Origin of the sequence: Burkholderia sp. Ac-20353, assembly GCF_017104785.1 — a bacterium.
Lineage (GTDB): Bacteria > Pseudomonadota > Gammaproteobacteria > Burkholderiales > Burkholderiaceae > Burkholderia.
Genome location: NZ_JAAGPL010000024.1, coordinates 37,706 through 60,991, shown reverse-complemented (window position 1 = coordinate 60,991; position 23,286 = coordinate 37,706). Strand labels below are relative to the sequence as shown.

Genomic DNA, 23,286 nt, shown 5'->3' with positions numbered 1-23,286 from the left:
AATACGGGCATAAACGCAACCAAATGCCGGAGATTTTGGTCGAAAATATCAACTCGATCACGCAATTCGTATTATCACTGATGGACAGCATTTCCTCGTGCCGCCCTGCCGGCACATCGACACATGACACCGACGACCTCGTGCGAGGCTTGAAAGACGCCGTGCCCGTCATGGCCGGATTCGCAGCCTTCGCGCTGGTATTGGGTGCGCAAGCCGAGCAAAAGGGCTTTCATCCATTTGAAGTGCCTCTCATGACGGGCCTCAACTTCGGGGGCGGCTCGGAGTTCGCCGCCGTTTCGCTATGGACGACTCCGCCACACGTACTGCTGATCGTGGCCGTTACGTTGTTGGTCAACAGCAGGCATCTGCTCATGGGCGCGGTTCTGGCGCCCTTCCTCCAGCGCCTCCCCAGACGCGAAGTGCTGCCTGCGCTGTTCTTCATGTGCGACGAGAGTTGGGCGATGGGATTGGCCGATGCGCGTCAGCGCGCGAAAGCCGGCCTGGCCGACGCGTTCTGCCTGCGCTACTACCTCGGCGTGTCGCTGGGACTCTACGTGACCTGGGTGGTGTCGACCTCGGTCGGGGCCGCCCTTGGCCCGACGATCGGCGATGTTGAGGTCTGGGGCTTCCAGATGGCTTTCCCCGCGGTATTTCTCGTGCTGTTGCGAGGGATGTGGAAGGGCTTGCGCGCCGCGCGACCGTGGATGGTATCCCTCGCCGTTGCGGCCGCGACGTACCTGATGCTGCCCGGGGCATGGTACGTCCTCGCGGGCGCCATCTCCGGGCTGGTTGCCGCATGGTTTCTCGGAGAGATATCGTGATCGATCCGATGACCCTTTTGACTATCGTGCTAATGGCCGCATCCACCTATGCGACGCGCGTGGCCGGCTACATGGTCTTTCGCAATCGCAAATTGAGTCCGCGGGCCGTCACGGTGATGGAGGCAGCACCGGGTTGCGTGATGATTTCCGTGATTGCTCCGCACTTCGTTTCCGGCAAACCGGCCGACCTGATCGCGCTGGCCATGACGCTGCTCGCCGCGACGCGCCTGCCGATGTTGCCGACAGTCGTCATCGGGGTTGCCACCGCGGGATTGCTGCGGCACGTTATCGGTTGAGTGGAATTTCGGCCGACAGCCAGTTGCTCGTTGACACGTCGCGATCGTCAGCGCTCGCCCGCCCCATCCTGCCGGAATGACGCGCCATAGGCGCTATCCGGCAGTCGATTGCCTCCTCCCAGGCGCGAACGGAAGGTGCCGGCCGGAGCCGTCGTCCGGTACAGGCCGCGCTTCTTCAATTCCGGCACGATCAGCTCCGCGAAATCGTCCAGCGTGCCGGGGCTGATCGGCGGATTAAGCATGTAGCCGCTCGTCGTCGATTGCAGCGCGTGCTCGGCGATCTGATCGGCGACTTCATCCGGCGAGCCAACGAGGATCAGGTCGGTGCCCCGCGTAACACTCGCGAACTTGCGCCGCACGTCACCCGCGGTCAGCGGCTTGCCGCTACCGTCTGGCCGCACCACGTAAGACGTGAGTCCTTCGGTTTGCGTCGTCAGCGGCTCGTCGTCCGCATAGCGGTCGATGTCGATGCCCGTGTCGCCCGCATAGCTGACGAGCTGCGCGTGCAGGTGATAGTGCTGCTGCAGTGCATGGTATTTCTCCTTCGCGTCGCTCTCGTCAAATTTTACTAACAAGGAGGCAAATAAAGATCGTTTGGCCTGCTCCGGGACGACGGCTACGATGCACGAATTCGCTGCGCATTGCGTCCGGCGTCGCCTGTGTTCGCGACGGTCACGGGAGAAATTTATTCATTCAGCCATGACGCTGGAAGCGACTCGCAGTGTCGCTGACGTGCACCGACCGGGGCCTCGCAATCCTCGTCGGCGTGAATCGACTACGTGAACGGGGAGGCGTGAATGATGGCAACTGCTGAGGAATCTTGCCGGTGGGGCATTCTGGGCGCGGCAAGCATCGCCAAAAAGAACTGGCATTCGATCATCAACGCCGGGAACAGCCGTATCGTTGCGGTTGGCAGCCGTTCGGGCGAGACCGCGCAGCGGTTCATCGACGAATGCCAGGCGTCGGTACCGACCGCTTACCCTGTCGAGGCGGTCTCGGGGTATGAGGCGCTGATCGCTCGCAAGGATATCGACGCCCTTTACATTCCGTTGCCGACTGCCGTCCGGACCGAATGGGCCGTCACGGCCGCGCAGGCGGGCAAGCACATCGTCATCGAGAAACCCTGCGGCATTGATGCAACGGATCTCCAGCGCATTGTCGACGCTGCGGATGCGTCGGGCGTGCAGGTCATGGATGGTGTCATGTTCCAGCATTCGTCGCGACTGCAGAGCATGCGCTCGATACTCGACGACGGTACGAGCGTCGGCGATATCCGTCGCATTGCCAGCCACTTCAGCTTCGTCGCAGACGATGCATGGATTCAGCGCAACAGCGTGGTGGAACCGGCCGGTTGCCTCGGCGATGTCGGCTGGTACAACATCCGCCTCATTCTGTTCGCATTGAACTATGCAATGCCGGTCGAAGTGCGTGGTCGCATCCTGAACGGTGTACAAAGGCCCGATGGCTCGGGCGTGACGCCGGTCGAGTTCGAGGGCGCGCTGCAGTTTGCCGGCGGTGTGACGGCCACGCTATACAACGCGTTCAACACGAGCCGTCAGCAATGGGCATACATCAGCGGCTCGAAGGGGTACCTGCACCTGAAGGACTTCGTTCTGCCGCACTATGGAAATGAAGTGTCGTTTGCCGTGGGGAACGACAGCTTCGGTGGAAGCGGCTGCTATTTCAATCTGGAGCGGCACGAGCGGACGATCTCGCTGCCGGAGTACAGCAACAATCACCCTTCCGCACAGGAGTCCGGCCTGTTTCGGACCTTCGCCGACCTGGTGCTCACCGGAAAGCGCGATCGATTCTGGCCCGACGTGGCAATGAAGACGCAACGGATCCTGGATGCCTTGCTCGAATCTGCCAACGCCGGGGGCGTATCGATCGCCTTGACATGACCTCCGCTATGCAACCGTGCCGATCAGTTTCAACAATGCAGTGTGGTCGACCGCGAGGTCGGCCGAGCTGTCGAAGTGGTGCAGATATCGCGTCGCGAATGCGTCCGTCGACTCTCGGTCCAGCTTGAGCAATTCCCGCGCTCTTGCCACGACCACCGTCGGCGTCAGCTCCAGTTCCCCCTGCTGATCCAGCGCTTCGTCGAGCATGACGATGAGCCGGCTGAGCGGTTCCAGCCACTTCATCGAATCGTCGAAGGCCATCACCTGAAGAAAGTCGCCAGCGGACTGGTGCCCATACACCTTCTCGTACTCGCGCCGTTCGAGCTCGACCAGCGTTCTGTGCAAATTGAGCAGCGCGATCCGGATGCGTGTGCAGTGCTCTGTTCGGTGGGAATGTGTTTCGGAATTCATAGCGGCTCGCCTCTTCGGACTGCTGTCATCCTTTCGGTGGCGGCCGGTGCGACGTGTTTCGCCGCCCGCCAGTATCCGTGCGACGTTCCATCATAAAAGATTGTCGTGACGACGGCATCTGCGTTGGCGATCGACGACGACCGGGACGTCAACGGCGTTGCGCCGACCGCAAAGCTTCTTTGCTCATCGCCGGCCATCTGCCGCCGAGCGTTTGCTGGCGGGGCTCTCGCCCGTTCCCCCCATCGTCCTGCATCTCCCGGGTCAGCGTCTTTGATCTTTAATTTATCTGTCGATAATTTATACTTTCCAGCAATGCAAATCGATGCAGATTTCCCCCCTGATACGGTCAAATTTCTTCTCGAGGAGGCCCTATGCCTACGCTTCTTGACCGAATCCAGATCGGTGATCTGGAGCTTGCCAACCGTGTCGTGATGGCACCCATGACGCGCAGCCGTGCCGGAGAGTGCGACGTTCCGACGGAGCTTAACGGCCAGTACTATGTCCAGCGCGCCAGTTCGGGCCTGATCATTTCGGAAGCAACGAACGTGAGCCGGTGGTCCAATGCGTTCGAACGGGCGCCGGGCATCTATACCGACGCCCAGGTCCAGGGCTGGAAGCATGTCGTCGACCGGATCCATGAGGCCGGAGGCAAGATATTCCTCCAGCTCTGGCATTCGGGGCGCGTCAGCTCGTTTGCGCTGTTGAACGGCGCTCAGCCGCTTTCCCCGTCCGGCGTGAACGACGACCTGGAGAAGCTCCAGGTCTGGGCGCAACTGGCCAATGGCGCTTATACGAAGATCCATGCGACGCCGTCCCGCGCGATGACCCACGCGGAAGTGCAACAGGTTATCCAGGAGTTCCGGCGGGGTGCGGAACACGCTCGGGCCGTTGGCTTTGACGGCGTCGAGATTCATGCCGCAAACGGTTATCTGCCCCACCAGTTCCTGTCGCCGACGATCAATCACCGGGACGATGAATATGGTGGCAGCGTCGAAAATCGGGCGCGATTCCTGAAGGAAATCCTCGAGAACGTTTCCGAGGTCATGCCGATCGGTCGCGTCGGCGTGCGAATTTCGCCGTTCGCGGAATACAACAACGTTCGCGATCCGGATCCGGCTGCGACGTACTCTCACGTCGCCGACATGCTCGAGGGTTTCAAGGTCGCGTATACCCACATTGCGGATACGAATGGATGGGCAGGTGCGCCGGACTTGCCGAAGATTCTCGACATCGTCCGTCCACGTTTTTCGGGAACCGTGATTGCCAACGGTGGAATCGGTGTCGATCAGGCTTCCCAACTGGTCGACGACGGGCAAGTCGATCTTGTCGCGTTCGGGCGCCTGTATATTTCCAACCCCGATCTCGTTAGCCGAATCGGCAACAGCACCCCGTTGACCAAGCCGGAGTCGTATGGCTGGTACGGTGGGGACGAGACGGGCTATACCGACTATCCTCCGCACGAGTAACCCGCGATCGAGCGACATCCCGGCCCGCGGTCGAGCATGCTGAAGCGCGGCATGCCGTGACGCAAGCGGGTCGGGAGAATTCACGCTGACGGCGCTGTCCGTCGCCGAGTCACCATCGGGCCGGCATCAACCCGGCCTGCCGGCTCTTCCCCACCGCGTTTTCCGAGAGTCCACGTGTCCGCGTGTCGCCACGCAAGGCGAAACGAGGAATATAAAAATACAAGGCCGGGTTCCATGTGTTACGGAACCCAGCCTTTTCGTATCGCTTCTTTGGCACCGCGCTCAGGACGCTACGCGTGCGACCTTGGGGTCGGTCGCACGGATCCGGTGCGCCTCATACCTTGTCAGATCGCGCAGCAGCGATCTTGGCCCGGATATCCTCTGCGAATCGCTCGGGCTTCCCATAGTAGCGGCCGAGCGGTAACGTCTCGCTCCTGTCCCCGATCTGGAGCGAGAATGCCGGAAAGCCGCGTGCGCCGAGCGACGAAAGAAGGTTGTTGCTTGCATCGATGTGCGCGTCCAGCGTGTGATCGACTGCATCGTCGAATGCCCGGGCGAAACCGTCCTTTTCGAATCCGAGCTCTGCGGCCAGGTCCAGGATGACGTTCCGCTCGGCGATCGGCAGTCCGTCGACGTAGTACGCACGTTGCAGGCGTTTGAGCATTTCCAGGCCGCGCCCGGACAAGCTCTCGGCCGCCAGCATGGCCGCTGTCGGCATACCGGAGTCGAGCACGATGGAAGGATCTTCCTGTACGTGTTCGACGTACGGTGCGCCGAACTCGACGTGACTGAGTGCGGTGATTCTCTTTTCATGCGGCCGAACGAAGTCGCGCCATTCCGGCGACATCATCTGGCGGCGCGGACCGGCCAACATTCCGACGCTATGCGGCTCGACATGGAGTCCGTCGATCTGCTGGGCAGCCGTGAGCATCGGCGACGCACCGAAGCACCAGCCGCAATATGGATCGTACAGATAGTGCAAGGTTGATTCAGACATCTCTACCTCCGGTTATCGGGATACAAGCCGCGCATCACGGTCAATCGTTGACGCTCATCAGGCGGTTGCCCATATGCACGCCCCAATCGATCATCCGTTGGCCTGAGTTCAACTGATCTGCCTCCCAGGATTGCAAGGCGGCGTCAATGTCGTCCGGGAAAGCGTGCAGCGCAGCTTCAAGGGTCAGCGAATTCTCCGCCGCTTTCGCCGTGCTTCCCGCAGTGTGTGGCCTTGGGACAAATGCGGCATCGCCAAGCAGAATCACTCGGCCAAACACCATCCGAGGTACCGCGAGATCGACGATCGCCTGGACGAAGATTTCGTCGGTTTTCCGCACCAGTTCCTTGAATGCCGGATTGGCGTGCGCCTCAGCGTATTCGCGGATGTAGCGCTCTTTGGCCGGAGCAAGCATGCCTGGCGGAACCGAATGCGCGCGTCGCTTGCCGTCGCGGTCGGTCAGGGTCCCGTCGAGTGCCGTTCCTTGTTCCGCTTTCAGATACCAAAGCCAGTTGAAGCGCCGCTCCCCTGGTTTCGCGGAACCGTCCTCACCGGGCACCAGATACTGCAGCATCAGCGATTCCGGGTCTTGCTGGAACACGAACTTCTCGGTCAATGCGGTTGCCGTTTCCGGCGATACGGCGTTTTCCGGAACGAGGCCCCGCCACACGACGTAACCGGAATAGGTGAGCTCGACATCGGGCAGAAGAATCGAGCGAACCGTGGAATCCGCGCCATCGGCACCAATCAGGAGATCACCCTCCTCGACCCGGCCGTTCAGGAAACGTGCGGTCACATGCCCGTTGCCCTGACTGAACGACACGAGGCGCTGTCCGCGATGGTAGCGCTCGGCCGGAATACCCTTGATGAGATTGCGATAGAGCGTGTTCCAGGACGTTTGCGTCTGCGGCATGAACGTGCGGTGCAGCACCTTGCCGCTGCGGTCGAGATACACGCGGTCTCGCGACAGCACGCCGAGCGGCGAACCGGAGCCCAGCCCGGCGCCGTTGATCGCTTCGACGACCTGCGGTTGCAGCACGATGCCGCCGCCACGACTGTCGAGTGCGCTCGGCGAGCGTTCGAACACGTCCACGTCCCATCCGGACTTCAGCAAGCTGTTTGCAGCGAAAAGGCCCGCCAGCGAACCGCCAATGACGAGCGCCCGAGGTTTCTTCGTATTGACCGGCATGGCGGCCTCCTTATTCGATGATGGCGAGCGCGCCGACAGCGTCGGCAAACGCATCGCGGAATACCGCGTCGGGTTGTGCGCCGGTGATCACGGTCTGGCCGATCTGCATCGACGGGACCGAGCCGATCCCCTGCCGAATGGCTTCTGCTTCGAGCGCACGGATTTCGGTCGTGCCTTCATCGGAGGCGAGGAAGGCCGTCACTGCATCAGCGTCGAGGCCGGCTTCGGCTGCGATATCGATCAGGACTGCGGCATCGCCGATATCGCGGCCGTCCCTGAAATAGGCACCGAACAATGCATCGACGAGACCGGACGCATTGCCGTTGCGCTGCGCAAACCACACCAGGCGGTGGGCCAATAGCGTGTTCGGCGTTCGATCGACGATCGCGTAGTGGAACTGAAGGCCCTCGGCCCGTCCGGCTTCGGCTACGTGCGCATCCATTGCTTGCGACCGCGCCCAGCTACCGAATTTGGCGGTCCGATATGCGTTGCGATCCATCCCCTCGACCGGCATCGCCGGGTTCAGTTCGTACGGAACAATCCGTGCGTCGACGGCATCCGCAAGCCCCAGGTCATCTACGACCCGTGCGAGCCGGCGTTCAGCGATCCAGCACCACGGGCAGATGAAATCGTAAGTCAGCGTGATCTCCTGCTTCTTCATGACAACCTCCAGTGAATTCATGACGAGAAGATAGGGGCGAACAGGTGTCTGTAGAATGCAGACGGAGAGCAACGCATCATTGCGATAAAGGCAAAGACATGGACAAATTCTCCGCACTCCGGATATTCGTGGAAGTGGCTGAAGCGGGTGGCTTTTCCAGCGCAGGTCGCCGCCTCGAACTGGCGCCGTCGTCAGTCGTGCGGTCGGTTGATGCGCTCGAGGAGTCGCTGGGCACCGTCTTGCTGAACAGGACAACCCGCCAGGTGACGCTCTCCGATGCGGGGGCCGTCTATTACGTACGGGCGAAGAAACTGCTCGAGGATCTGGCCGACGCCGATTCCCTTGTCGCTGACCGAGGTGACGAACCATCCGGACCGCTGCGTGTCTCGGTGCCGGTGGCATATGGATCCCGTCGAATCGGGCCGCATATCGCCGCGTTTCTTGCCCGTTACCCGAAGCTGGATTTCGACATGCGGCTGAGCGACGACATGGTCGATCTTGTCGCCGAGCGAATCGATGTTGCGATCCGGCTGGGTGAGGCTGCTCCTACGGCGGATGTCGTGGCCCGGCAACTCGGCAGTTTTCGCCGCTACGTAGTCGCCAGCCACGACTATCTGACGGTCCACGGGACACCGGTCGAGCCGATCGATCTGGCGAATCACCATTGCTTGCGCTTTTCCTATCGCGGCGATCAGCAGTTCTGGACATTCGCCGGAGCCGGGACCACGACCAAAGTCGTCGTGACAGGACGCATGAAATCCAACAACTCGGAGGTGTTGCGCGACGCCGTGCTCGATGGGGCCGGTATTGCATTGCTGCCCGACTGGCTGGTCGAGCCCGATATTCAGTCGGGGAAGCTCCTGAAGCTGTTCGAACGCTACGACGTGACACCGAACGAGGCGCGCTCGGTCGTCAGTGCACTTTATCTGCCCAACCAGCGTGGGTCCAAGCGTGTCAACGCATTCATTGAACTGGTTTCCTCGCTGGTGAGCAGCCCGACCTGAGCGCCCGAGTCGCTTGCGTCGAGTATCGGTTGCGACGCACGGCGCGGGCGCGCTTTGTCCCTTGCGCAATGTAGCGTTGCCTGCCGAAGGCATTCTCGCTACGGAAGTGCCGCTCTATGCTTGGTCATCGACTGAATGCCAAGGTGCGGCGCAATGAAAGTTCAAGAGAGTTCAGTACCCCGGGCCCGGACTGCCAATGCGCAGTTCATCACGATGGCCTACACGCTTTGCATGATCATGGCGGGTGCAACCCTCGCCAGTCCCCTGTATCCGCTGTATGAGAAAACGTTTCATATCGGGCCCAGCGGGATCACGATAGCCTATACGACGTACATGGCGGGCACGCTGCTGGCCTTGCTCTTCCTTGGGCATCTTAGCGACCACATCGGCCATATTCGGACACTGCGTGCGGCCACGATACTGGCCCTTGCGGGGCTGGCTGTTTCCGGTTTCGCGCCCGATCTTCTTGTCCTCTCGATCGGCCGTTTTACGATCGGTGTAGCAGCCGGCATTGCATCCACATCGGCCACGTCCGGTCTCGTCGCGGCGTCCCCGCCGGACAGGATGACCCATGCGTCGTCGATCGGATCGTTGATGACAATCATCGGCCTTGGGCTCGGCCCGCTTGCGGGGGGCTTGATTGCCCAGATCTTGCCGTTGCCGTTGCAACTCCCGTATGGAATATTCGCTGGCGCGCTCTTGCTTGCCCTTCTGGCTTTGATGCGCAACGGGGCAAGAATTCAGCCGCGTGTCGCGACGCGTTTCGTTCCGCGCTTGCGCTTTCACTTGCCTGCCGCACGCCAGTTCAAGCAATTCATCACGGTGGCGGTCATTACGTTCATCGGCTATACGCTGTTCAGCCTCTTCGCATCACTGGCTCCGTCGTTCTTCAATGCATTCCTGCCGTGGCGAGGGTCGGCCATCGGGGGTGTCGGCGTTGCACTCCTGTTCGCCGGCTCCGCCGCGGCGCAGATCTCATTCCGCGGAATGAATCCGAGACTGGGGCTCGTGATCGGGTCCTTGATCGTTACCGCGGCACTGGTGATGCTAGCAGCGTCGGTCAAACTATCGTCCGGCGGGTTGTTCGTGGCGAGCGACCTGCTCGGCGGATTCGGCCAGGGGCTCACGTTCATGTCCGCGCTGTTCGTCGTCAATACGATCGCGACGTCGGAGTACCGAGCAGGCATGATCTCGTCGTTCTTCACGGTCGCTTACCTCGGTGGCATCGTTCCCGTCCTGGGGCTCGGTCTGGCCGCTGAACGGATGGGGCTCGAGGCATCGCTGATCGGCCTGTCCGTTGCGATGGCAGCCCTCGCCGGCGCGCTCGCAATCGCTGCCCAGCGCCTTGTGCCTGGTGCCCGACATCACGCATCGGTTAAATGAATCATGTTCCCGTGCGAGCCGTTTCGATGTCGCACGGGATTTTCTCGTAGAGTGACCGGAACTGCCTCACCTCTTCACGCAGCCATTTCCGCAGCGCTTGTACCCGAGGCAGGTCCAGCATCTGAGGCGGACAAACGAACCAGTATGCCCACGGGCTTGGCGCATCGACGTCAAACAAGCGTACGAGGTTTCCGTCGGCAACCTCCTGCATCGCGAGCGACCTCCGCACGAGTCCGATGCCCCGGTCATCCATCACGGCCTGCATCAGGATCGATGAATCCTGAAACAGCACCCCGCGGCGCGGCTCGGCCGCGCCTTGCAGGCCTGCTGCGTGGAACCAGGACGCCCACATTTCATAGTCGTTGCGCAACAGCGGCGCGTTGATCAGATCGGCGGGCGTCTGCGGCGGGTTTCCTCCGTTGAAGCTTGGCGAACATGCGGGAAAGAACGCTTCTTCGAGGAGCAACTCGGTGAACAGTCCGGGGTAGTCGCCATCGCCGAACCGCAAGACAACGTCGACATCGTCCCGGTTGAAGTTGGTAATCGCATGGGTCGACAGCAATTCGACGTCGATTTCCGGGTGCCGTTCGATGAAACGCCCAATCCGCGGGGTCATCCACCGCGACGCGAACGACGGTAGCAGACTGATTTTCAGTCGACGCTCGCGATCCCCCGCCCGCATCGACTCGGTCGCCGCTGCAATGTCGAACAGCGCAGCCCGAATCTGCGATGCATAGCGTCGTCCGTTTTCGCTCAAGGTAACGCGTTTGCCGTCGCGCCTGAACAGCATCATGCCCAGATCGGTTTCGAGCGCGCGAATCTGGTGGCTGATAGCGCTATTCGTGACGTGTAGTTCATCCGCTGCCCGAGAGAGACTCTCGAGGCGGGCTGCAGCTTCGAATGCCTTAAGGGTACCCAGATTAGGTAGTTTTCTCAGATCCATCGTTAGGTCATGACTCTCTCTACCTCGCCCAACCAGCTGGAAAGCAAAATGCACTCCATTCGCCGGTTGGAAGATGATGATCGGACGGGCGCCCGCGTCCTGAACCGACATGCGGATGTGTCGTCGATTTCCCCGTTGAAAATGCAAAGGAATGCGAATTTCAAGGACGGAACGAACACGCACGATACACGGCGGAATCGATGAGGGTACGAGCCGCGAACACGTTCGACCGGCACGAGTATATCGACAGGATGCACGCGCCGATCCTGCTGCGAGCAAAATGGAATGTTCGTATCGATACAGGATCGATTTCGGTGTTTTCGTTTCGTTTTCCGGATTTCAAGCCGCGTAATCGAAATGAATCGCGATGCCGGTTCGACTAACATCGTCGTTCGCATCCGTCGTCCGTGCACGGCGACGGTGAATGGCAGTCCTCGCCATCGAACGATGTTCTCGCCATTCAACCTGCATTGATCAAGCGCGCGGGAGACCCTGGGAATTGCACGAGCGTCACGATGCAGGCGATCTCGCAACCGGATCGCATGACGTACACGAATCGACGCCGTAGCACTGAATGTTCAACAGTTTTACCTTTGGAGAGCGGGAGATGGCAAAAGGGTATTGGATCGGACAAACCGACGTGACCGATCCGGAGACGTTCGCCGAGTATTCGAAGCTGAACCAGATCGCGTACCGGAAGTATGGCGGTCGCTACCTGATCCGGGGTGGCGAGGCGGACGTGGTGGAAGGCCAGTACCGATCGCGCCTGGTCGTGATCGAGTTCAAGGATTACGAAACCGCGCAGGCATGTTACCGGTCGCAGGAGTACACGCGCGCAGCAGCGTTTCGGAAGTCGGCGGCGATTACCGATGTCGTGGTCGTCGAAGGTTACGTCGGCCTCCAGCCCGAGGAAGCCGTGGGCGTCGACAACTAGCAACCCGCGGTGCAGGCGCACGTCTGCGACGAAACGTGCGCCTGACTTGGCCACGCATCCTCGGAAGCCTCCCGTTCCACGCGCAGTCGAGAGCACCCACCGAAGCGGCACCGTCGCGCGGAGAATCTCAGGCGTCACGCCCCTTAACGAACCCGACCACATCAATGATCTACCGGCCCCCCGCAGCTTCGAGATCAGCCTGTCCGAAATCGCGTTGTGCGAAGGCGCCGGCCGGAATCATGGTTCGCAGCACGCGGACTCTCCTTTTGTCACACGCCGAGCGACTGATTCGCCGGCACGGCCTGTCGTCTTTCACCCTCGCACGCCTGGCGGAATCTGCGTCGTTGACCGAAGCGGTCGTAACCGAGAGCTTAGGGACAAAAGACGCGCTCTATATCGAGCTGATCCACGCGCATTCCGGCTATCTCGAGCAGGAACTGCGCGACATATCCTTCGAGTACCGTGACGCGGAAAGTCGACTGATCGCCTACGCGTGTCTCGCTTCCGATCAGTTCGAGCAAGGCGTGCCTTCCCTTCCGAACGTGTTGAGCGCGGCTCGTGCGAGCGTCTCGCACGAAGTCGGCGTGGAGATCGAGAAGCTATATCGCCTGCAACTGAACTGGATCCGCCAGACAGTGCAGGAACATCACGCGGCGAAGGAGGTCGCGCCGGCCTTGTCGGCGGGCCAGGCTGCCTATCTGCTTATTAGTGCGCTGGAGGGCGATGCCATCGTCGAATGCGCGCTGAATACCAGCGAGCCCTCCGCCACCAGCTTCCTGCAGGTACTGACGCTGCTCGGTATCAGTCGCAGATAGCACGCGAAAATCGCAAGCGCGCGGTGCGCATTTGTCAGTGCGATCACCACTGAATCTTCATACTCTGGCACTCAAATTGCTGCATTAGAGTCGACGGTTCCCGAGTATCGTCCAGCCGGCCCCACGGCAGATGACCTCGGGCCTCAGGGATCAGTGACGACACACCACATCGACGCCGATAGAAGCTGCGAGTGTGTCTTCGCCGACGACACTGTGACTGTCCGTGCCGGAGAAATTGTCCGGAAGGCGCACACTTCGTGTGTGCGATCGCTAAAATTCCTCGCCGTGGTGCTTTCATGAACTGCGAATCGGGCTTCAGGACAGGCTGACAATGACTTCCTCTATTCCTCGCGTAAGCGAAGTTCTCTCCGGGAACGGGGCGCAGCTCCTGCGCGAAGCATCGGTCGGCTGCGGCCTCGCGCTTGCCGAGTGGCACAACCGCGACAGCTGGACTCGTTATGATCGCCCCGGGCATCATACGATCAGCCTCTATCTGGAAGGCGGCAACGATATCATTCGAACCGACCGACGGCTCGCCGGCGGTGCCCCGGACAAGCTATGCGTGTTGCCTGCCGGCCATTCGAGCGAATGGAAGGTCGGCGGCGCGATTCGGATGTTTCATCTCTATATCGATCCCGACGCGCTGGCCTACCAGGCTCAGACGACATTCAATACCGGGCATCGCCAGATCGACCTGATGGACCTCACCTTCGTCGACGATCCGGCGATCGCGATGATCGTGCGCGGGGGGCTCCTGCCGCTCGACTGGACGGGCACATGCGATCGGATGGCGCTCGATTCCGCGTGTCATTTGTTGATCCATCACATTCTGCGTCGCCACAATGCGCGCGCGACCACGGCTCCGATCAAGGGCGGCCTTGCTCCATCCGTTCAGCGGAACCTGACCGAATTCATCGAGGCGAACCTGGGCGGAACGCTGAACCTCGACGATCTGGCCCGGGAGGCCGGGCTGAGCACGTTCCATTTCGCCAAGATGTTTCGAGTCGGCGTCGGCTTGCCACCCCACCGCTATGTCGCGAAGCGACGTGTCGAGCGTGCGAAGCAGCTTCTGCGCGAGACCTCGATGGAACTGGTCGAAATAGCGCTTGCGTGCGGATACGCGTCGCAGAGTCATTTTACGAAAGCCTTCAAGACCGAGACGGGGATGACGCCGGGGGCATGGCGGCGCGTTTAGTCGAGCGGCTGCGATGCGGGATGGCGGCGTGTCATCGCCGTGCGCTACTTCGCTACGTCGCACGGACTCGTGCAACCGCCCCGGCCGACGACGCACGGACGGACACGCATGCCGATGCGTTCGAAACACATCCGGTCAGTCCGCCGTGCATCAGGTTCGCATGAGTTCGCGCTCAGTTGAGGAAAGCATGATGATGCGGCGCACGGAACGCGTTGCGATGCAGACGCGGAACGCATCGCAAATACTGCGGAACGGCGACCGTCTGGCCGCCGAGTGCCGCCGCTGCATGCCACGGCCAGCGCGGATCGTAGATCACCGTGCGCGCGATGCCGATCAGATCGGCATCGCCGGTGGCAACGATCGCGTCAGCATGGGTCGGTTCGGTGATGAGGCCGACCGTTGCGACGGGCACGCTCACGGCAGCCTTGATCGCACGCGCATGAGGCACCTGATAGCCGGGTGAAACGGGGATGTCCTGGGCCGGATGCAGGCCGCCCGTCGACACGTCGATCGCATCTGCCCCGTGCGCCTCGAGCATGCGTGAAAATGCCACCGCCTCGTCGATCGCGAAGCCGCCTTCGATCCAGTCGGTTGCCGAGATCCGGACCGTGACGGCGCGATCGGAAGGAAACGCGTCCCGGACCGCATCCAGCACTTCCAGCGGAAAGCGTGCGCGGTTTTCCAGTGAACCGCCATATTCATCGGTGCGCTGGTTCGAAAGCGGCGACAGGAACGTATGGAGAAGATAGCCGTGCGCGACGTGAATCTGAATCGCGTCGATGCCGAGCCGGGCCGCACGCCTGGCCGCGGCGGCGAACGCATCGCGGATCCGCTTGAGTCCGTTCCTGTCAAGCTCGGTTGGCGGCAACGAAGCCGCGTCCGGCGCAATGGCGGAAGGTGCCTCGGTTTGCCAGCCGTGCTCCTGATTCGGCAACAGTTGGCTGCGTCCCAGCCACGGGATATCCGTCGAAGCCTTGCGCCCCGCATGTGCGAGCTGGAGGGCGATCGGTATGTCCGACCAGCGGCGCACGCTGTCCAGGACGGTGGCGATGGATGCTTCGGTCGCGTCGTCGTACAGGCCGACGTCCGCATAACTGATTCGCCCCTCCGGTACGACGGCGGTCGCTTCGATGGTCAGGAGCCCGGCGCCGGAAAGCGCGAGCTGCCCGAGATGGATGAGGTGCCAGTCGGTCATGCATCCATCGGTCGCGGAATACTGGCACATCGGCTCGATCACGATGCGATTGGCCAGGTCGAGATTGCGCATACGCAACGGGGTAAAGAGAGCGGGTTGAGACAAGGGGAAATCCTCCATTCGAACAATGGAACGCCACGGGCGAAGCGCCTGCGCGTGGGTCCGGGTCGGAAGCGTGTTGGATGAATACGGTTGTGCGGCTGCGGGTCGAACCTGCATGGCGTGTCGCGCAGTCAAAGCGGCGGCGTGACCGGCGCCTTCACCTCGTTGATGATGAATGACGTACACACGTCCTTGATGCTCGGACATCCATTGATGTGCTCGCGAACGAAATCGCCAAAGAGCGACGGTGTCTTCGCCATCACGACGAGGTGGTAGTCGTATTGCCCCGAAATGCTGTGGCAGCTCAGCACCTCCGGCAGCGGCCGGATCGCTGCCTCGAACGCGCGCATATGCTCGACGGACTTCGGTGCGAGCGCCACCTGGACAAGCGCCGTCACTTCGAAGCCGAGCTTGATGAAATCCACGCGCGCGTGATAGCCGGTGATCACGCCCGCGGATTCGAGACGCTTGACGCGACGCCAGCATGGCGACGTACTCAGGTTGACCTTCTCGGACAACTCGGCGCTCGAGAGCCGCGCATCGCGTTGCAACGCGGCGAGAATCTGCCGATCCAGCCGATCCAGAACAGGTATTGAACGATCCATTTCGCCACTCCACTACTATCAACTGAACTTTTTCGTTACAGAGCCGTTTCGACCTGCAATTCGAGAAATCCCGGCATGCCGACTCGGATAAGCTGTCGGTGACGGTTGCCGATACAGCCGTCTCCACGGGTATTGCGTTGCTCTGCCGGCACGAGCTCGCGAGCGGTCGTTCGCGTGCGTCCCGATCCGTATGTGAATGCGATGTCGACCGGGCTCGCGTGATCGAAGCGTCGATGCAAGTCGTCGCAGCGCAGGTCACCTGATCGGTATCGAGTCAGGTCGCACGGCTGGCATCGGCGTCGCATCGCGGTACGACGGCATCGATGTCGGCCGATGCAAGCGGGCACGGATACGCCGTGCGCAACCCTGCCCGGCTGCGCGGTTCGAACGCACGAATCGCCACACGGTGTTTGCGTGCTGCCGAGCTCAAGGCCCCTCGTAGCCTTCGACGATCACGATGTCGGCCGTCGACGCCTGTCTGCGTAGTACTTTCGCCGGTGCATATTCGGAAGACTCGAAGCAATCGAGCGCACGCTGGTAGCTGGCGAACTCGACCACCACCGCGCGGGACCGCACCTTGCCTTCGACGTTGCTGGCCGTGCCGCCGCGGACGATAAAGCGCCCGCCATATTTCTCGAATGCAGCAGCATTCGCGCTGACATAGGCCCGGTACGCCTCAGGGTCCTCGACATCGACGAGCGCAATCCAGTATCCCTTGGCCATTGCTCACTTCCCGACGGATCGCGAACATGCCTGGCATCGCGCCGGATGCCAGGCGACACCCGCCTCGACTACGGGACGAGAACGAGACTGCCGGCGGTGCGGCGGCTTTCCAGCTCACGGTGCGCGGCGGCGGCCTTGCTCAACGCGAATGCCTTGATCGAAGGTCCTGTCACGGTGCCGTCCTTCAGCGTCTCGAAAAACTCGTCGGCCATCGCAACGCGCTTTGCCCGCGTGGATGCATAGTGAGGCAGCATCGGACGCGTGACGAACAGCGAGCCGCGCTTGGCCAGTTCCAGCAAGCTGAAGCCGTCGACGGGCCCCGACGCGTTGCCGTAGCTGACAAACATGCCCAACGGTTTCAGGCAATCGAGCGAACCCATTGCGGTCGTCTTTCCCACGCCGTCATACACGACGTCGCACAATTCGCCCTTCGTGATCGCCTTGACGCGTTCGGCAAAGTTCTCGCGCGAGTAGACGATGACGTCGTGGCAGCCATTCTTCCGGGCGATGTCCACTTTGTCGTCCGATCCGACGGTGCCGATGATCGTTGCGCCGAGGCGCGAGGCCCACTGGCAAAGCAATGTGCCGACGCCGCCCGCCGCGGCATGCACGAGCATCACGGTGCCGGCTTCCACCGGATAGGTTTGCCGGATCAGCATTTGAACCGTCAGGCCTTTCATGGTGAGCGCGGCAGCCACTTCATCGCTGATCCACGCAGGCACCTTGAAGGCCTGATCGGCTTCGATGAGCCGTTCGGATGCGTAGCCGCCGCCGCCCATCGTCGAATAGGTGACGCGGTCGCCCACGGCAAAGCCGGTGACATCCGACCCGATGGCCGTCACCGTCCCGACGCCTTCCTGACCGGGGATGTACGGCAGTTCGACCGGATACAGGCCCGAGCGAACATAGGTATCGATAAAGTTCACGCCGCATCGGGTCTGACTCACGCGCAATTCATGAGGCCGAGGTTCGCCGACCTCGGCTTCCTCGAATGAAAGAACGTCGGGACCGCCGTGGGCGTGAAAGCGGACAACGTGTGCCATGCAACTTCCTCCGGAAATGTGTTGCTCGATCTCGCTGGGTGACCGATGTCAGATTTCGCCAAAATAGACGCGACGATAGGAGATCGACGGAACCGTCCTGGAAATGTGGAGGTCGAGCAGGCTCGCCGTGCTGCCGCGCTCGTGCTCGGCAAACAATTGGGAAAGCTTGCCGGGCTGGTCGACAGTGGCTCCCCGCAGGCCGAACGCTTGAGCGACCGCCGCCAGATTCGGTCGCCCGAACGTCGCTTCCTCCGGGCTGATGCCCTTCGGTACGAGCTTGTGGATCTCGGCGCCATACGCGCCGTCGTTGAACGTCAGAATCAGGAGCTTGATCCCGTGGCGGGCGAGCGTTTCGAGTTCCTGGATCTGCATCAGCAGGCTGCCCTCGCCTTCGATCAGGCAAACCTTGCCGTTGCCGCGAGCCGCGGCCACGGCGACGGCCGCGGGAAGGGCCTGCCCGATCGCGCCGAATTCGGTGAAGAAGTGGTAACGATCGGCAGCGCGCCCCTTGAGCGTGGGTCCGGCGATCGTGAAGAAATGCGCGCACCCCATCACGATGTCCCAGTCCTTCGGAATCACCCGGTCGAGCTCGTTGACGGCTTCGCGCGGATCGAGCGTGTTCGGCTCGAGATCGAACGGCTTGTCGTCCTGCACGTCACGGGCGAGGCGCTCGGCGATGTCGGGTCGCCGATAGCCGGTGCGTGCCGGCGTCAGTTGACGAAGCTCGGTCGTGATGACCTGCACGCCGGCCTTCGCGTCCGCGGCGATGTGGAGATCCGCGGTCCGACTGCCTTGCCAGAGGCCGCGCGGGCGTGTATCGATCTGCACCACCTTGGCGTTCGGAAAGAGATAGCCCGCCTCGGTCGTGAAGCTGCCGAGTCCCGCACCGGCGGACAGGATCATGTCGGCGTCCGCAAAGAGCTCATGTGCGTACGGACTGGCGAACGACCCCGCCACGTCGAGATTGAACGGGTTGTCGTGAAAGGCGCCTTTCGCACGCAACGAGGTCGCCACGAGCGCACCGGCATGTTGCGCCAGCGCGGTGAGTTCCGGAATGGCCCCCGAGCGATAGGCGCCATAGCCGGCAACCACGATCGGACGTTCGGCCCGAGCCAGCATGGCCGCGGCTTCGCCGACCAGTTCCGGATCGGGCTGGATGCGTTGCGGGCGTGGCATCAGGTCGGCGGACGGGATGTATTCGACGCCCCATGCGACCGCGGACATCTGCAGGTCGAGCGGGACGCCCAGCACGACCGGCGTTCGCTCATGACGCGCGATGTAGAAGGCCTCTCGCACGTCGTTCAGCATGCGGTCCGGATGCCGCAACGGAACGTAGCGCGCCCCTGTCTTTTCGACGACGGGCCCGAGATCGAATGCCTGGTTGTGGAACAGGTCGGTGATCGGGGTGTCGCCTGCGAACAGGATTAGCGGCACGTTGCCGCGTGCGGCGACCGTCAGCGACGTGACCGTCGGCGTGAAGCCGGGTCCGCACGTCACGGAGGCGATGCCGATCTTCCCTGTCGCGCGGCTGTACGCGTCCGCCATCGCAACGGCGCAATTTTCGTGGCGGGCGTGAATCGCACGCACCCCGCAATCGCGCGTCAGCGATGTGGCCCAGTACATGTTGCCGTCCCCCATCAGATGGAAGGCGGTGTCGACGCCCTCTGCTGCGAAAGCCTTGGCCAGAAGCTGGTAGTTGAGTTCTTCGGATTGCGAAAGCATGACGGTATCCTTGCCTTATTTTCGACGGAAAAGATTCTTCAGCCAGCCGCGCAGGGCTGCCCGCAGAAGACGGAAACCACTGATTTGCGACGTTGCGGCCGCGGTTGCCTGCGGCGCGTGGACGGCATCGGGGATCGGCGTGCCCGCCGGCGCGCGTTTGATGTCGAGACGCTGGGTCAGGTTGGCGACGAACTCCTCGAGCAGTGCCCTGGCGACGAACACCCCGCCCGTGCGTGCGAATTGCGCCAGAGGCCCGGTCACGTTGAAGCCGCCGTCGATGACCACGGTGGTTACGTTCGTGCCCGACGCGACGATATGCGCGGAGGCCATCGCGCGCGTCGATCCCTTCTGGTCGACCCCGCCGGCTTCGATATCGCAGGATTTGGCCGCGTGGTCATACACGAGTCGCGACTGCCCGCGGAAGTTCGCGACCGTCGGCCCGAACTTGACCGATATCGTTCCGTCGTAGACGCCGTTGCCCTTGTCGGACGTCAACGTCATGCCCGGTACGCAGCCGACGACCTGCGCGGGGTCGGCCAGAATCGGCCAGACGTCGGCGACCGGCGCGGCAATCTCGATCGATTCGGATAGTTTGATCATCGCGTGTTCAACTCTTCAAAAGCGTGTCTGTCGAAGGGGGGATGCATCCGGCGCGTGAAGTTGAGCCGCAGCGCGTGGCGGTTTTGCCCCCACGGGTCGAATACGCTGCTCGGTCCCACCATGACGCCCGCGTCCATCGCGGCCGGAACGAGGCGATCGGTGTCGATCGATGCGTGACGTGCCGTTGCCCACACGAACATGCCGCCGGCCGGTACGTCCCATTCGAACCATGAGGAAAAGCGCGAGCTCGCGGCAACACAGTCGGCCTGTTGAGCGTACAGCTGGGTCATCACGGGAAAATCCTCACATGGCGTGCAGCAACCGGGGCGACCACCGATGCCTCCGGAACAACATGGATTGCCATCGTCTCGGCCGGTACGTTCGTCTGCGCCAGCGATGTTTGTGCGCTCATTCCAGCCCGAACTTTCCCGGACAAGCCGGTTCGATTGCAGGAAGGGACGATGCCCTCGTGACATTCGGGCGCCAGCAGGAACGGCGGTGAAAACCACTTTATCGTCGCGCGGCTATGGCCGTCTTGCCTGTCCTTGCTAACGGATTGCATATTCTTGGGAAAAGTTCTTCAGATGCGATGCGGCTTCCGGACGGACGTCAAGCTGACACTCACGGGTCAATCGATCGCGTCGCGGCGTCGACTTACGCGCCATCCGTCGAACCAGCGCGCGGCGTCGCGGACGGCGCGCCCGCCAGACAATTGACGCAACGAGCATGTGCGACTGGGTCAAGCGACCGGTCCACGGGCCTCAACGCAAATGCAGGTGGAGTTGCTTGCCCATTCTTGCGATGCCGTCGATGATCGCGGACTCGGCCGTTGCCGAGTAGCTCAGCCTCGCGTGATTGACCGGCACCGCGCCCTCGCCCGCAAAGAAGTGCATGCCCGGCACGTACGCGACTTTCGATTTCGGTAGCAGGACGTTCTTCAGGAATGCGTTCGCGTCGAATGTCGCGGGGAAGGTCAGCCACGTGAACATCCCGCCCTCCGGATTCGTGTACGCCACGCAATCCGGAAAGGATGCACGGATGACGTCGAGCATCAGTTGCTTCTTCTTGCGGTAGCCGCCGATCAGCCGCTCCACGTGGGTGTCGTGATCGAACGACTCGAGATAGGCGTTCGCCACTTTCATGTTGACCGTGCTGCATTGCGTATCGGCGGCTTGCTTCAGCTGCGCAAGGTTGCGGACAACGTCCGGGTTGCCGACCACCCACCCGAGTCTCATGCCGGGAACGAGGCTCTTCGAGAAGCTGCCGACGAAGATCACACGTCCGCTGACGTCGAAATGCTTGATCGGCGGCACGGATTGCCCGGAAAATCGGATGTCCCGGTACGGCGAATCCTCGACGATGTAGAAGTCGTGCTGTTCGGCCAGTTCGACGAGTCGCTTGCGGCGTTCGAGGCTCAGCGTGACGCCGGCCGGGTTCTGGAAGTCCGGTATGGCATACATGAACTTCACGCCAGTGGTGCGCCGGAGAATCTCTTCCAGGCGATCGGTGTCGATGCCGTGCTCGTCCATCGGAAGCCCGACGTACCGCGGCGCGTAGGCGTTGAACGAGATCAGTGCGCCGAGAAAGGTCGGGGCCTCGACGAGAACGGTATCGCCTTCGTCGATGAACAGCTTGCCGAGAAGATCGAGCCCCTGCTGTGCACCATGAAGCACCAGGACGTCGTCCTCGTCGCACGTCACGCCGTCCCGGCGCATCTTCGCGACGATCTTTTGCCGAAGCGACAGGTCGCCCTGGGAGTGCGTGTACTGGAAGGCCAACGGGTCCCGCTCGATGACGGTGCCGTAGGCTTCGCGAAGATGGCTGACCGGGAACAACGAAGCATCCGGATATCCACCGCAGAACGAGATGACTTCGGGATCGTGTTCGAGCAGGTGCAGTTCCCGGATCGCGGAAGGTCTGACCAACCGCATTCTTTTCGAATAGCGTACGACAGGCTCAGTCATGTTGATGCTCCAGGCAAATTGTCTGTACTCGGGTAAGCGGTGTCCGACGCACGGTCACAGCTTCATCACGTTCAGCAGCGTCTTCGTTCCACCGCGGTACTCGTAGATCGAAATCCCCTTCTGCTTCAGGTCACCCTTTTCGTCGAACGAGATGGGCCCGATGACGCCGTCGTATTGCGTTGTCGACATCGCGTCGAGGATCTTCGCCGGATCCGTCGAGTTCGCGCGCTTCATCGCGTCGATCACGACATTGACCGCGTCGTACGAGAACGGCGCGTATCCTTCGATTTTCTGATTGAAGACGTTCATGTATTTCTTCTTGAACTCGACGCCGCCCGGCATTTTCTCGATCGGGAGACCGGCTTCCGAACACGTCAGCTTCGCGGCGCCGTCGCCGGCCAGCGTGGCGAACCGCTCCGTGCACATGCCGTCGCCGGAGAGAACCCGGGCGCGCAGGCCGAGCTGATAGGCCTGCTTCACGAGTTGCGGCCCCGCACCGTCGGATCCGCCGTACATGATCAGATCGGGGTTCTCGTTCTTGATCTTCGTCAGGATGCCCTTGAAATCGACGGTCTTGTCGGTGCTGGCGTCACGCGACAGGATCCTGATCCCGAGCGCCTTCGCGCTTCGGGAAAATTCGTCGGCCAGCCCTTGCCCGTAAGCCGTGGCATCGTCCACGATCGCGACGGTCTTCGCATTCATTTGCCTGGACGCATAGGCTGCCAGCGCGGGGCCTTGTTGCGCATCGGTGGCCATCACGCGGAAGGTCGTCTTGAACCCCTGCTGCGTATAGAGGGGATTCGTCGCCGACGGCGAAATCTCCGTGATGCCTGCGTCACGATAGATCCGCGACGCGGGAATCGTCGTGCCGGACTGCACGTGCCCGATCACGGCGACGACCTTGTCGTCGACGAGCTTCTGCGCGACCTGGGTGGCGAGCCGCGGATCCCCGGCGTCGTCCTCGACTTCGAGCTGCAAGTCGACCTTCTTGCCGTCGATGACCAGACCCTTTGCATTGGCTTCGTCGACGGCGAGCCTTGCCCCGTTCCGGACGTCCCTGCCGATGTGCGCAACAACACCGGTGAGCGGACCCGCCAGACCCAGCTTGACCACCTGCGTCGTGGCGGCGGTGGCGAGCGATGAAGCATTCAAGACCATGACCGACAGTAACAACGCCGTACTGCGTGTTGCGGAGCTCTTCATATCGACGTCCCAGATGTTGAGTTGACCATCGTTGTTCGCGATCCATCCGATTGAATTGATCAGGATGGTGAATCAATATAGCCAGCCAATTAGGGCATTTGCTGTCGACTTGAAGT

General features: G+C 61.7%; 23 protein-coding genes and 1 pseudogene. 9 read left to right on the top strand and 15 right to left on the bottom strand.

The window, feature by feature from the left end:
- The first annotated feature begins 170 nt into the window (after positions 1 to 170).
- On the top strand, positions 171 to 821 hold the full coding sequence (locus tag G3N94_RS11315) for an AzlC family ABC transporter permease (protein WP_241021763.1): 651 nt from the start codon (positions 171 to 173) through the stop codon (positions 819 to 821).
- Complete coding sequence (locus G3N94_RS11310) at positions 818 to 1,117, top strand: AzlD family protein (RefSeq protein WP_205792463.1); 300 nt, start codon at positions 818 to 820, stop codon at positions 1,115 to 1,117. Before G3N94_RS11315 ends, G3N94_RS11310 begins: the two co-directional genes overlap by 4 nt.
- Before the next feature lie 47 nt (positions 1,118 to 1,164).
- Here G3N94_RS11310 and G3N94_RS11305 read toward each other — a convergent pair.
- Positions 1,165 to 1,671, bottom strand: a pseudogene (locus G3N94_RS11305) (LLM class flavin-dependent oxidoreductase); the annotation flags it as partial.
- 243 nt (positions 1,672 to 1,914) lie between these two features.
- Here G3N94_RS11305 and G3N94_RS11300 point away from each other — a divergent pair.
- Complete coding sequence (locus G3N94_RS11300; RefSeq protein WP_241021758.1) at positions 1,915 to 3,018, top strand: Gfo/Idh/MocA family oxidoreductase; 1,104 nt, start codon at positions 1,915 to 1,917, stop codon at positions 3,016 to 3,018.
- Between the two features lie 6 nt (positions 3,019 to 3,024).
- Here the strand turns inward: G3N94_RS11300 and G3N94_RS11295 are convergent, their stop codons facing one another.
- Positions 3,025 to 3,429 (bottom strand): hypothetical protein, encoded by a 405-nt coding sequence (locus tag G3N94_RS11295; RefSeq protein WP_241021757.1) that lies wholly within the window; start codon positions 3,427 to 3,429, stop codon positions 3,025 to 3,027.
- Positions 3,430 to 3,800: 371 nt separating this feature from the next.
- On the opposite strand from G3N94_RS11295, the gene G3N94_RS11290 reads away from it, so the two are divergent.
- A complete protein-coding gene (locus G3N94_RS11290) occupies positions 3,801 to 4,895 on the top strand; it encodes an alkene reductase (RefSeq protein ID WP_205792462.1) in 1,095 nt (364 codons plus the stop codon).
- Positions 4,896 to 5,229: 334 nt separating this feature from the next.
- On the opposite strand, the gene G3N94_RS11285 is transcribed toward G3N94_RS11290, so the two are convergent.
- Genes G3N94_RS11285 through G3N94_RS11275 form a run of 3 tightly spaced genes read right to left on the bottom strand, consistent with a single transcriptional unit; the run spans position 5,230 to position 7,739 of the window.
- Positions 5,230 to 5,892, bottom strand: a complete 663-nt coding sequence (locus G3N94_RS11285; RefSeq protein ID WP_205792461.1) for a DsbA family protein — start codon at positions 5,890 to 5,892, stop codon at positions 5,230 to 5,232.
- 40 nt (positions 5,893 to 5,932) lie between these two features.
- Entirely contained in the window at positions 5,933 to 7,078 is a 1,146-nt protein-coding gene (locus tag G3N94_RS11280; RefSeq protein WP_205792460.1) for an FAD binding domain-containing protein, read from the bottom strand.
- A gap of 10 nt (positions 7,079 to 7,088) precedes the next feature.
- Positions 7,089 to 7,739: a DsbA family oxidoreductase gene (locus G3N94_RS11275; protein ID WP_205792459.1), complete on the bottom strand. Its 651-nt coding sequence runs from the start codon at positions 7,737 to 7,739 to the stop codon at positions 7,089 to 7,091.
- Positions 7,740 to 7,837: 98 nt separating this feature from the next.
- Here G3N94_RS11275 and G3N94_RS11270 point away from each other — a divergent pair, with 98 nt between their 5' ends.
- Both G3N94_RS11270 and G3N94_RS11265 read left to right on the top strand, forming a co-directional pair.
- Positions 7,838 to 8,743, top strand: a complete 906-nt coding sequence (locus G3N94_RS11270; protein WP_205792458.1) for a LysR family transcriptional regulator — start codon at positions 7,838 to 7,840, stop codon at positions 8,741 to 8,743.
- Positions 8,744 to 8,896: 153 nt separating this feature from the next.
- Positions 8,897 to 10,126, top strand: a complete 1,230-nt coding sequence (locus G3N94_RS11265; protein WP_205792457.1) for an MFS transporter — start codon at positions 8,897 to 8,899, stop codon at positions 10,124 to 10,126.
- 1 nt (position 10,127) lies between these two features.
- Here the strand turns inward: G3N94_RS11265 and G3N94_RS11260 are convergent, their stop codons facing one another.
- The gene (locus G3N94_RS11260; protein WP_205792474.1) at positions 10,128 to 11,069 is read right to left on the bottom strand and encodes a transcriptional regulator GcvA; all 942 of its coding nucleotides are present in this window, start codon (positions 11,067 to 11,069) and stop codon (positions 10,128 to 10,130) included.
- Positions 11,070 to 11,676: 607 nt separating this feature from the next.
- Here G3N94_RS11260 and G3N94_RS11255 point away from each other — a divergent pair.
- The 3 genes from G3N94_RS11255 to G3N94_RS11245 all read left to right on the top strand — a co-directional run bounded on the left by G3N94_RS11255 (position 11,677) and on the right by G3N94_RS11245 (position 14,013).
- On the top strand, positions 11,677 to 12,003 hold the full coding sequence (locus G3N94_RS11255) for a DUF1330 domain-containing protein (RefSeq protein ID WP_205792456.1): 327 nt from the start codon (positions 11,677 to 11,679) through the stop codon (positions 12,001 to 12,003).
- Between the two features lie 239 nt (positions 12,004 to 12,242).
- Complete coding sequence (locus G3N94_RS11250; RefSeq protein ID WP_205792455.1) at positions 12,243 to 12,818, top strand: TetR family transcriptional regulator; 576 nt, start codon at positions 12,243 to 12,245, stop codon at positions 12,816 to 12,818.
- 331 nt (positions 12,819 to 13,149) lie between these two features.
- Positions 13,150 to 14,013: an AraC family transcriptional regulator gene (locus tag G3N94_RS11245; protein WP_205792454.1), complete on the top strand. Its 864-nt coding sequence runs from the start codon at positions 13,150 to 13,152 to the stop codon at positions 14,011 to 14,013.
- A gap of 172 nt (positions 14,014 to 14,185) precedes the next feature.
- Here G3N94_RS11245 and G3N94_RS11240 read toward each other — a convergent pair whose 3' ends face one another.
- From G3N94_RS11240 to G3N94_RS11200, 9 genes are all read right to left on the bottom strand, one after another.
- The gene (locus G3N94_RS11240; RefSeq protein ID WP_205792473.1) at positions 14,186 to 15,328 is read right to left on the bottom strand and encodes an NADH:flavin oxidoreductase/NADH oxidase; all 1,143 of its coding nucleotides are present in this window, start codon (positions 15,326 to 15,328) and stop codon (positions 14,186 to 14,188) included.
- Between the two features lie 113 nt (positions 15,329 to 15,441).
- Complete coding sequence (locus G3N94_RS11235; RefSeq protein WP_205792453.1) at positions 15,442 to 15,915, bottom strand: Lrp/AsnC family transcriptional regulator; 474 nt, start codon at positions 15,913 to 15,915, stop codon at positions 15,442 to 15,444.
- A 426-nt stretch (positions 15,916 to 16,341) separates the two neighbouring features.
- On the bottom strand, positions 16,342 to 16,638 hold the full coding sequence (locus G3N94_RS11230) for a DUF1330 domain-containing protein (RefSeq protein ID WP_205792452.1): 297 nt from the start codon (positions 16,636 to 16,638) through the stop codon (positions 16,342 to 16,344).
- Positions 16,639 to 16,706: 68 nt separating this feature from the next.
- Positions 16,707 to 17,681 (bottom strand): quinone oxidoreductase, encoded by a 975-nt coding sequence (locus tag G3N94_RS11225; protein WP_205792451.1) that lies wholly within the window; start codon positions 17,679 to 17,681, stop codon positions 16,707 to 16,709.
- A gap of 48 nt (positions 17,682 to 17,729) precedes the next feature.
- Positions 17,730 to 19,403, bottom strand: coding sequence for a thiamine pyrophosphate-binding protein (locus tag G3N94_RS11220; RefSeq protein WP_205792450.1), 1,674 nt, complete (start codon positions 19,401 to 19,403; stop codon positions 17,730 to 17,732).
- A gap of 15 nt (positions 19,404 to 19,418) precedes the next feature.
- Positions 19,419 to 20,003 (bottom strand): SRPBCC family protein, encoded by a 585-nt coding sequence (locus G3N94_RS11215; RefSeq protein ID WP_205792449.1) that lies wholly within the window; start codon positions 20,001 to 20,003, stop codon positions 19,419 to 19,421.
- Positions 20,000 to 20,293, bottom strand: coding sequence for a hypothetical protein (locus G3N94_RS11210; RefSeq protein WP_205792448.1), 294 nt, complete (start codon positions 20,291 to 20,293; stop codon positions 20,000 to 20,002). The genes G3N94_RS11215 and G3N94_RS11210 overlap by 4 nt, the downstream gene beginning before the upstream one ends.
- Before the next feature lie 471 nt (positions 20,294 to 20,764).
- A complete protein-coding gene (locus G3N94_RS11205) occupies positions 20,765 to 21,967 on the bottom strand; it encodes a PLP-dependent aminotransferase family protein (protein ID WP_205792447.1) in 1,203 nt (400 codons plus the stop codon).
- Between the two features lie 54 nt (positions 21,968 to 22,021).
- Positions 22,022 to 23,170, bottom strand: a complete 1,149-nt coding sequence (locus G3N94_RS11200) for a branched-chain amino acid ABC transporter substrate-binding protein (protein WP_205792446.1) — start codon at positions 23,168 to 23,170, stop codon at positions 22,022 to 22,024.
- Positions 23,171 to 23,286 lie beyond the last annotated feature (116 nt).

Coding starts and splice junctions, on each gene's coding strand:
- G3N94_RS11250 (WP_205792455.1), top strand. CDS start 12,243: ATGGTTCGCAGCACGCGGACTCTCCTTTTGTCACACGCCGAGCGACTG.
- G3N94_RS11245 (WP_205792454.1), top strand. CDS start 13,150: ATGACTTCCTCTATTCCTCGCGTAAGCGAAGTTCTCTCCGGGAACGGG.
- G3N94_RS11270 (WP_205792458.1), top strand. CDS start 7,838: ATGGACAAATTCTCCGCACTCCGGATATTCGTGGAAGTGGCTGAAGCG.
- G3N94_RS11230 (WP_205792452.1), bottom strand. CDS start 16,638: ATGGCCAAGGGATACTGGATTGCGCTCGTCGATGTCGAGGACCCTGAG.
- G3N94_RS11215 (WP_205792449.1), bottom strand. CDS start 20,003: ATGATCAAACTATCCGAATCGATCGAGATTGCCGCGCCGGTCGCCGAC.
- G3N94_RS11225 (WP_205792451.1), bottom strand. CDS start 17,681: ATGGCACACGTTGTCCGCTTTCACGCCCACGGCGGTCCCGACGTTCTT.
- G3N94_RS11275 (WP_205792459.1), bottom strand. CDS start 7,739: ATGAAGAAGCAGGAGATCACGCTGACTTACGATTTCATCTGCCCGTGG.
- G3N94_RS11295 (WP_241021757.1), bottom strand. CDS start 3,429: ATGAATTCCGAAACACATTCCCACCGAACAGAGCACTGCACACGCATC.
- G3N94_RS11220 (WP_205792450.1), bottom strand. CDS start 19,403: ATGCTTTCGCAATCCGAAGAACTCAACTACCAGCTTCTGGCCAAGGCT.
- G3N94_RS11200 (WP_205792446.1), bottom strand. CDS start 23,170: ATGAAGAGCTCCGCAACACGCAGTACGGCGTTGTTACTGTCGGTCATG.
- G3N94_RS11265 (WP_205792457.1), top strand. CDS start 8,897: ATGAAAGTTCAAGAGAGTTCAGTACCCCGGGCCCGGACTGCCAATGCG.
- G3N94_RS11280 (WP_205792460.1), bottom strand. CDS start 7,078: ATGCCGGTCAATACGAAGAAACCTCGGGCGCTCGTCATTGGCGGTTCG.
- G3N94_RS11260 (WP_205792474.1), bottom strand. CDS start 11,069: ATGGATCTGAGAAAACTACCTAATCTGGGTACCCTTAAGGCATTCGAA.
- G3N94_RS11205 (WP_205792447.1), bottom strand. CDS start 21,967: ATGACTGAGCCTGTCGTACGCTATTCGAAAAGAATGCGGTTGGTCAGA.
- G3N94_RS11240 (WP_205792473.1), bottom strand. CDS start 15,328: ATGGAGGATTTCCCCTTGTCTCAACCCGCTCTCTTTACCCCGTTGCGT.
- G3N94_RS11285 (WP_205792461.1), bottom strand. CDS start 5,892: ATGTCTGAATCAACCTTGCACTATCTGTACGATCCATATTGCGGCTGG.
- G3N94_RS11210 (WP_205792448.1), bottom strand. CDS start 20,293: ATGACCCAGCTGTACGCTCAACAGGCCGACTGTGTTGCCGCGAGCTCG.
- G3N94_RS11300 (WP_241021758.1), top strand. CDS start 1,915: ATGATGGCAACTGCTGAGGAATCTTGCCGGTGGGGCATTCTGGGCGCG.
- G3N94_RS11290 (WP_205792462.1), top strand. CDS start 3,801: ATGCCTACGCTTCTTGACCGAATCCAGATCGGTGATCTGGAGCTTGCC.
- G3N94_RS11235 (WP_205792453.1), bottom strand. CDS start 15,915: ATGGATCGTTCAATACCTGTTCTGGATCGGCTGGATCGGCAGATTCTC.
- G3N94_RS11315 (WP_241021763.1), top strand. CDS start 171: ATGGCCGGATTCGCAGCCTTCGCGCTGGTATTGGGTGCGCAAGCCGAG.
- G3N94_RS11255 (WP_205792456.1), top strand. CDS start 11,677: ATGGCAAAAGGGTATTGGATCGGACAAACCGACGTGACCGATCCGGAG.